The 6,411-nt window shown below is 62.2% G+C and carries 6 protein-coding genes; 1 reads left to right on the forward strand and 5 read right to left on the reverse strand.

All coding sequences use genetic code 11. The features are described 5' to 3' along the window. The 5 genes from B2994_RS03875 to B2994_RS03895 all read right to left on the reverse strand — a co-directional run bounded on the left by B2994_RS03875 (position 1) and on the right by B2994_RS03895 (position 4,781). The gene (locus B2994_RS03875; RefSeq protein WP_291527078.1) at positions 1 to 579 is read right to left on the reverse strand and encodes a haloacid dehalogenase-like hydrolase; all 579 of its coding nucleotides are present in this window, start codon (positions 577 to 579) and stop codon (positions 1 to 3) included. Between the two features lie 43 nt (positions 580 to 622). Next, on the reverse strand, positions 623 to 1,105 hold the full coding sequence (locus B2994_RS03880; protein WP_291527069.1) for a hypothetical protein: 483 nt from the start codon (positions 1,103 to 1,105) through the stop codon (positions 623 to 625). 95 nt (positions 1,106 to 1,200) lie between these two features. Then, entirely contained in the window at positions 1,201 to 1,674 is a 474-nt protein-coding gene (locus B2994_RS03885) for a very short patch repair endonuclease (protein ID WP_291527070.1), read from the reverse strand. An 81-nt stretch (positions 1,675 to 1,755) separates the two neighbouring features. After that, complete coding sequence (locus tag B2994_RS03890; RefSeq protein ID WP_291527071.1) at positions 1,756 to 3,213, reverse strand: MFS transporter; 1,458 nt, start codon at positions 3,211 to 3,213, stop codon at positions 1,756 to 1,758. 167 nt (positions 3,214 to 3,380) lie between these two features. Continuing rightward, complete coding sequence (locus tag B2994_RS03895; protein WP_291527072.1) at positions 3,381 to 4,781, reverse strand: replication-associated recombination protein A; 1,401 nt, start codon at positions 4,779 to 4,781, stop codon at positions 3,381 to 3,383. A 116-nt stretch (positions 4,782 to 4,897) separates the two neighbouring features. Here B2994_RS03895 and B2994_RS03900 point away from each other — a divergent pair. After that, on the forward strand, positions 4,898 to 6,411 hold a 1,514-nt coding region (locus tag B2994_RS03900), incomplete at its 3' end, for a DEAD/DEAH box helicase (protein ID WP_291527073.1).

Here is a 6,411-nt window from a genome sequence, read left to right on the forward strand (position 1 = left end):
TCATTTGACCTGCGTCAGCTTATCGCCTCTGATCAGAAACGCATGCTCGGCCATATCGATCATGGGCTGGTCGTACAGCGCATCGGTGTAGAACTCATCGACACGCGCGTCGGCACCCAACACCTGCAGCAGCCGTTTGCGCTTGTTGTCGCCGAAGTTCAGCCACTCGAGCTCGTGGGTGACCGGATCAACCTGAGAGGCGATGCAGGTCTTGACGCCCAACCGGCGACACGCCTCCGCGACAATGATGTCGAACGACGCGGTGAGCACGATATCATCCGGCTTCGGGGTATACCAGCTTTTGATGCGATGGATATTGCGATCCCAATAGTCGCCGACCATCGACGAGACATCGGTTCCGGGAATGGAATCGAGAATATCGAGGTAGCGTCGCCCGACCGCTGAAATGGATGTCTCCAATTGGTCGAGCGACGCCCGGTTGAGCTTGTAGTTGATGGCGTGGCGCAGCACTGGGGCGAGGCACCCCAGCACCTTGGGATATCGCCTGGCCGTGAAGAGATAGAAGTCGAACAGACTTTCCCCCCGATACACGGTCCCGTCAAAATCCACAACGCGCATCACGCATCATCCCCCATCAATCAACAAGCCGTTGCATCGGCTATCAGCCCTGAGTCTTGGCCTTCTGCGAAGCGGTGACCACCTTCACGGCGGCATCCAGTCCGTTGGTGGCGCCACGGACCTCTTCGCTACGCGAACGCGCCGTATCGATGGCCGCCTGGAAATCCGAGGCCTTGCCGTCGGCGGGGCAGGTGGGCACTTCGGTGTTCACAGCTTCCGCTGATTTCAGACTATCAGCGAGATCGGTCAGCACACTGGGATCGGCAACCTGATCCGCGGTGACGCCGGACAGTTCCTGCGCCGATTCGATGGTCGTCTTCAGCGCGCTGATATGCGCGTTCAGGGCCTTGACGTTCGCGTCGCACTGGGCGGATGTTGCGGTCGCCTCGGAGGAGGACGACTTGGCGTTGCGCTGATTCGCGAAAATCACGCCGGCCACGACCAGCACGACCACCACGACGACGGCCACGACAATGCCGACGATCTTGCCTGTTGACGACTTCTTCTCGTTCTTCTCTGCGCCCATACAATACTCCTTCTAGGTCGCCGTCAAGCCCTTGTGACTTGACGCACAAAGCCACCAACCTAGAGGTCGCACAGGACTTTGCGTGTCATGACGCCCTACCGGCACGGCTCCGGCTCGGGCTCCGGCAGCTCCCTGATCTGCCGAACCAGCCGCTCGAGTCTTGCGTCGCGTTCCTTGCGCCCAAGTTCGCATTCCCACACCGTTATCACCCGCCAGCCCATAGCCTCAAGCTGCTCACGCTGCAGACGATCGCGTTCGCGATTGCGCAGTAGTTTCGCCGTCCAAAACTCCACATTCGATTTGGGCATGCTGTGCTTGGAGCATCCCTCGTGCATATGCCAAAAACAGCCGTTGACGAACACCATTGTCTTCCAGCGCGGCAGCACGATATCCGGATGCCCCGGATATCGTTTGTCGTTCTTGCGGAACCGGAATCCCCGGGCGAACAGATAGCGGCGGACCATCACCTCAATGGACGTGTCCTTGCTGTGAATATGCGACATGGTATAGCTGCGCGTGCCGCGCTGATATCGTTCGCCCTGCTGTGCCGACTGACCCACGTACGGCATTGTAGCCTGACTGGATGCAGAAAGACTCCAACTGTGCAGGATATGCAGATAAGGATACGCGATGCTTCTCGGGCGCCGCTCTCAGGCTCTGCCCGTATGCGAGGCGCGATGCGCTCGGATCCTGAACGCCAGGGCGAGACACAGCCATCCGGTGACGCAGATCACCATCATGGCGCCGAACGTCCAGGCGCCGCCCACCGCCGTGGCATGCATGAATTCGGGACTTCCCTTGCCGCCGTGGCCCGCCTGGGCAACCGCGATAAGCGTGGAGAACAGCGTGGTTCCCGCAGCCCCGCCGAATTGCAGGCAAGTGTTGAAGATGGCGTTTCCGTCCGGTTTGAGCTGTCCGGGCACGTCAACCAGCGCGCTGGTGATCACATTCGCATTGCCGACCGCATAGGCGGCACCGAAGATGAAATAGAAGCCGGCGAGCATGGCGGGCGTCAAACGCATCGCGAAGACGCATAGCAGCAGCAGTCCGACAAGCGCGATGCCGAATGAGGCAAGAATGGGCTTCTGCGGACCGAACCGGTCAAACAGCCACCCGCCCACAGGCGCCAGGAACGCACCGATCAACGCGCCCGGCAGCACCAGCACACCGGCAAGGAACGCGTCGGCGCCCAGCGCGAGCTGTGCGACATTGGTGATCACATAGCCAAAGCCGATGCCGACCATGGGCAGCATCAGGAATGCGATGAGATGCAGCAACACCGCGGGATCCTTCAAAATGCCCAGACGCAGCAGGGGCGAGAAGGCCCGCTTGGAGGCATAGCAGAAGAAAGCCAGCGAAGCGACCCCAATCACCAGGCTCAGCACCGCAACCGTCAGCGACATACCCGCCGAAACGCCCATGGCCATATTGGAAATGGCGACTCCGGCCTGATTCAGCGCCAGCACCAATGAGATCAGGGCGATCACGATCGACAGGAATTGCAGCGGATTCAGCTGGGCGTCCTCGGTGGGGGTCCGCTGTTCTATGCAGTGCAGGCCCACCACAAGGGCGATCAGCATGAGAGGAACCACCCCGACGAAAATCGCCCGCCACGGCAGCACGCTTGTCACGGCCCCGCCAACCGTCGGTCCGATCGCCGGGGCGACGACGATCACCAGCGAGCCGAAGCCCATCAGACGGCCGACCTTGGAGCGCGGCGACTGCTCGAGGATGATGTTCATCATCAATGGGGTCGCAATGCCGGAGCCCATGCCCTGGATCACGCGCGCGACGATAAGCAGAGGAAACGCCGTGGCGACGATCATGATCAGCGAGCCGACCAGCGCCAGCAGCACCGCCGCGGCGAAAATGGCCTTCAACGGGAATCGACGCTTCAGGAACGACGAGATCGGCATGGTGGCGGCAACCGTCACCAGGTAAATGGTGGTGATCCACTGCACCGTCGCCATATCGACGTTGAATTCGGCCATCAGCTGCGGAAACAACACGGTCATGACGGTTTCGGTCAGAATCCCGATGAACGCCAACGCCCCCACCGAAACGATGGATCCGACGAGTTTGGGCGCGATACGTTCGGAATCAGGCATGGAGGCTCCTCTTGCACAGAAAAAATAATGGTTCGTGATGATCACAATGGAATATGAGGCTTACCAGCCTGCCCGGCAACAGGCCCGGGCACCGCCCACCTTACCACGGGCGGTCCGGCCAACGACACGATAAACGCCGGCGGAGCCAGCGGCATGGCGGCGCGACGCTACCCCTTGGCCGATTCCGCGCGGCGCCCCGGCTCACCCTGACGCAGGATGGCCCGGATGCGCTCCAGCCGCGGGCCAAGCTCACGCTCATACCCTCGGTCATTGGGATGGTAATATTCGCGACCGACGAGCTCATCGGGCATATATTGCTGGGCGGCCACGGCCCCCGGAGCGTCATGGGCATACTGATAGCCCTTGTGATTGCCCCAGCTTTTCATCAGGGCCGTGGGGGCGTTGCGCAAATGCAACGGCACCTGGCCGATGTTGCCGGCATCCACATCGGCGAGCGCGGCGTTGATGGCATTGTAGCTGGCGTTGGATTTGGGCGCGGTGGCCACGGCGACGACAGCTTCGCCAAGAATGATGCGAGCCTCCGGCATGCCGATCATGGCGACGGCCTGCGCCGCGGCGACGGTGACCTGCAGCACCTGCGGAGCCGCCATGCCCACTTCCTCGGCCGCCGCGATCATAATGCGCCGAGCTATGAACCGGGGATCCTCCCCGGCTCTGAGCATGCGCGCCAGATAATGCAGCGCCGCATCCACGTCGGACCCGCGCATGGACTTGATGAAGGCGGAGATCACGTCGTAATGGTCGTCCCCGTCCTTGTCATAGCGCACGGTGGCCACGTCCATCACCTTGCTGACGATGTCGGGCGTAATGCACGGGCGTTGTTCGTCATCAGCCTGCCGACGGTCGCCGGTGAGCGCGCCTGCGGCGGCCTCGAGGATGGTCAGGGTTTTTCGGGCATCGCCGCCAGCCATGCGAACGATTTCGTCAATCGCCTCGTCGGAAATCTCGACTTCCCCTTTGAGCCCTCGCGGATCGGCGACGGCGCGTTTGACCAGCGTGACGAGGTCAGCAGGTTCCAAGGATTCGAGCTTGACCACCACGGAACGGCTCAGCAATGGTTTGATCACCGAGAAACTGGGGTTCTCGGTGGTGGCGGCGATGAAGGTCACGTCACGGTTCTCCACACTGGGCAGCAGGGCGTCCTGCTGTGATTTGGAGAAGCGATGCACCTCGTCGATGAACAGCACGGTTTCCCGCCCCTCGGACACCAGCCGTCGCTTCGCGCGGGCCAGTACATCGCGCACGTCCTTTACGCCAGAGGTCACCGCGGACAATTCCTCGAAGGCTCGGCCGGATTGCCTGGCCACGATATATGCCAAGGTGGTTTTGCCCACGCCGGGAGGACCGAACAGAATCACCGAGCTTGGCGCGGTCAACGACCCACGGCTGGCTGGATTGGCCAACCGGCGCAGGGGCGAGCCCTCCGCCAGCACACGAGACTGCCCCAGCACCTCATCCACGGTGTCGGGCCTCATGCGCACCGCCAACGGACGCGTCATGTCATCGGGCGCGTCAGCCGCCCCAAACAAATCCTGCACCTGAGTCATGCCGCCATCATATCGCAGCCATCGAACAACCGTTCGAACAACCGTCCCGCAGCCCACACCGCAAGAGCCGCACAGGGCCCGGCCGGCGGCCCCGCCCCGCATTACACTGGGAAGCTATGAGCGACGAGCAGGACAAGACGTACGGATCACTGGGAGCCCTGGCCCCGAATTGGGACGGCGGCGGCGACAGCGGGGCGGGCGCGCGCAATATCGACGCCGACGAAATATATGAGCGCTTCTTCAACTGGGTCGCCGACGTCAAAGGCATCGAGCCCTGGCCCCATCAGGAGGAGGCCATTCTCGACATCCTGGCCGGCGATCACGTGATCCTCAACACGCCCACCGGCTCGGGCAAATCGCTGGTCGCCCTCGGCATGCATTTCGCGGCCCTGTGCACCGGCCGCCGCTCGTACTACACCGCCCCGATCAAGGCGCTGGTATCCGAAAAATTCTTCGATCTGGTGGCGGTGTTCGGCCGCGACAAGGTGGGCATGATCACCGGCGACAGCCATATCAACGCGGACGCGCCGATCATCTGCTGCACCGCCGAGATCCTCGCCAATCAGGCCCTGCGCGAAGGCAGCCACGCCGACGTGGGATTGGTCGCCATGGACGAATTCCATTACTACGGCGACCCCGAACGCGGATGGGCATGGCAGGTGCCGCTCCTTACGCTCCCCCAAACCCAATTCCTGCTGATGAGCGCCACACTCGGCAACGTGGACGCCATTGCGGACAAGCTCTCCACATTGAACGACACCCCGGACGTCGACGTGATCGCCGATGCGCCGCGACCGGTGCCGCTCAGCTACGAATACACGCTCGACCCGCTGGAACGCACCGTGGAACTCGCCTGTCAACGCAGGGAGACACCGATCTACGTCGTCCACTTCTCGCAGGACGCGGCGCTCGACACCGCCAACGCGCTCGCCTCCACGGGAGTAAGCACCAAGGAACAGCGAACCGCCATTGCGCAGGCCATCAAGGGAGTGAAATTCACCACCGCCTTCGGCAAGATCCTGCAGCGCCTGCTGCGCACGGGCATCGGCATCCATCACGCCGGCATGCTCCCCCGCTATCGTCGTCTGGTGGAGCAGCTGGCGCAACAGGGTCTGTTGCCGGTGATCTGCGGCACCGACACCCTGGGCGTGGGCATTAACGTGCCGATCCACTCCGTGGTGCTCACAGCGCTCACCAAATTCGACGGCACCAAGATGCGCCGACTGCGCGCCCGCGAATTCCATCAGATCGCAGGGCGAGCCGGCCGCATGGGATTCGACACCGAGGGGCTGGTCATCGCCGAGGCACCGGAATTCGAGATCGAAAACCAAAAGGCGATCGCCAAGGCCGGAGGAGATCCCAAAAAGCTCAAGAAAGTCAAGCGCAAGAAAGCGCCGGAGGGATTCGTCACCTGGAACCGAAACACTTTCGACAAACTCATCGACGCCGCCCCCGAAACCCTGACACCGCATCTGAAGATCACGCATTCCATGGTGCTCAACGAGGTCGCCCAAGGCGGGGACGCACGTCGTCGCGTCGATCTGCTGATCGACGATTCCGCGCAGACCCCGGATCAGAAAGAGCATCTGCACCAGCGGGCGGATGAAATATTCCAGACGTTGTTCGACAC

It is taken from the genome of Bifidobacterium sp. UBA744 (genome assembly GCA_002298605.1).
Lineage (GTDB): Bacteria > Actinomycetota > Actinomycetes > Actinomycetales > Bifidobacteriaceae > Bifidobacterium.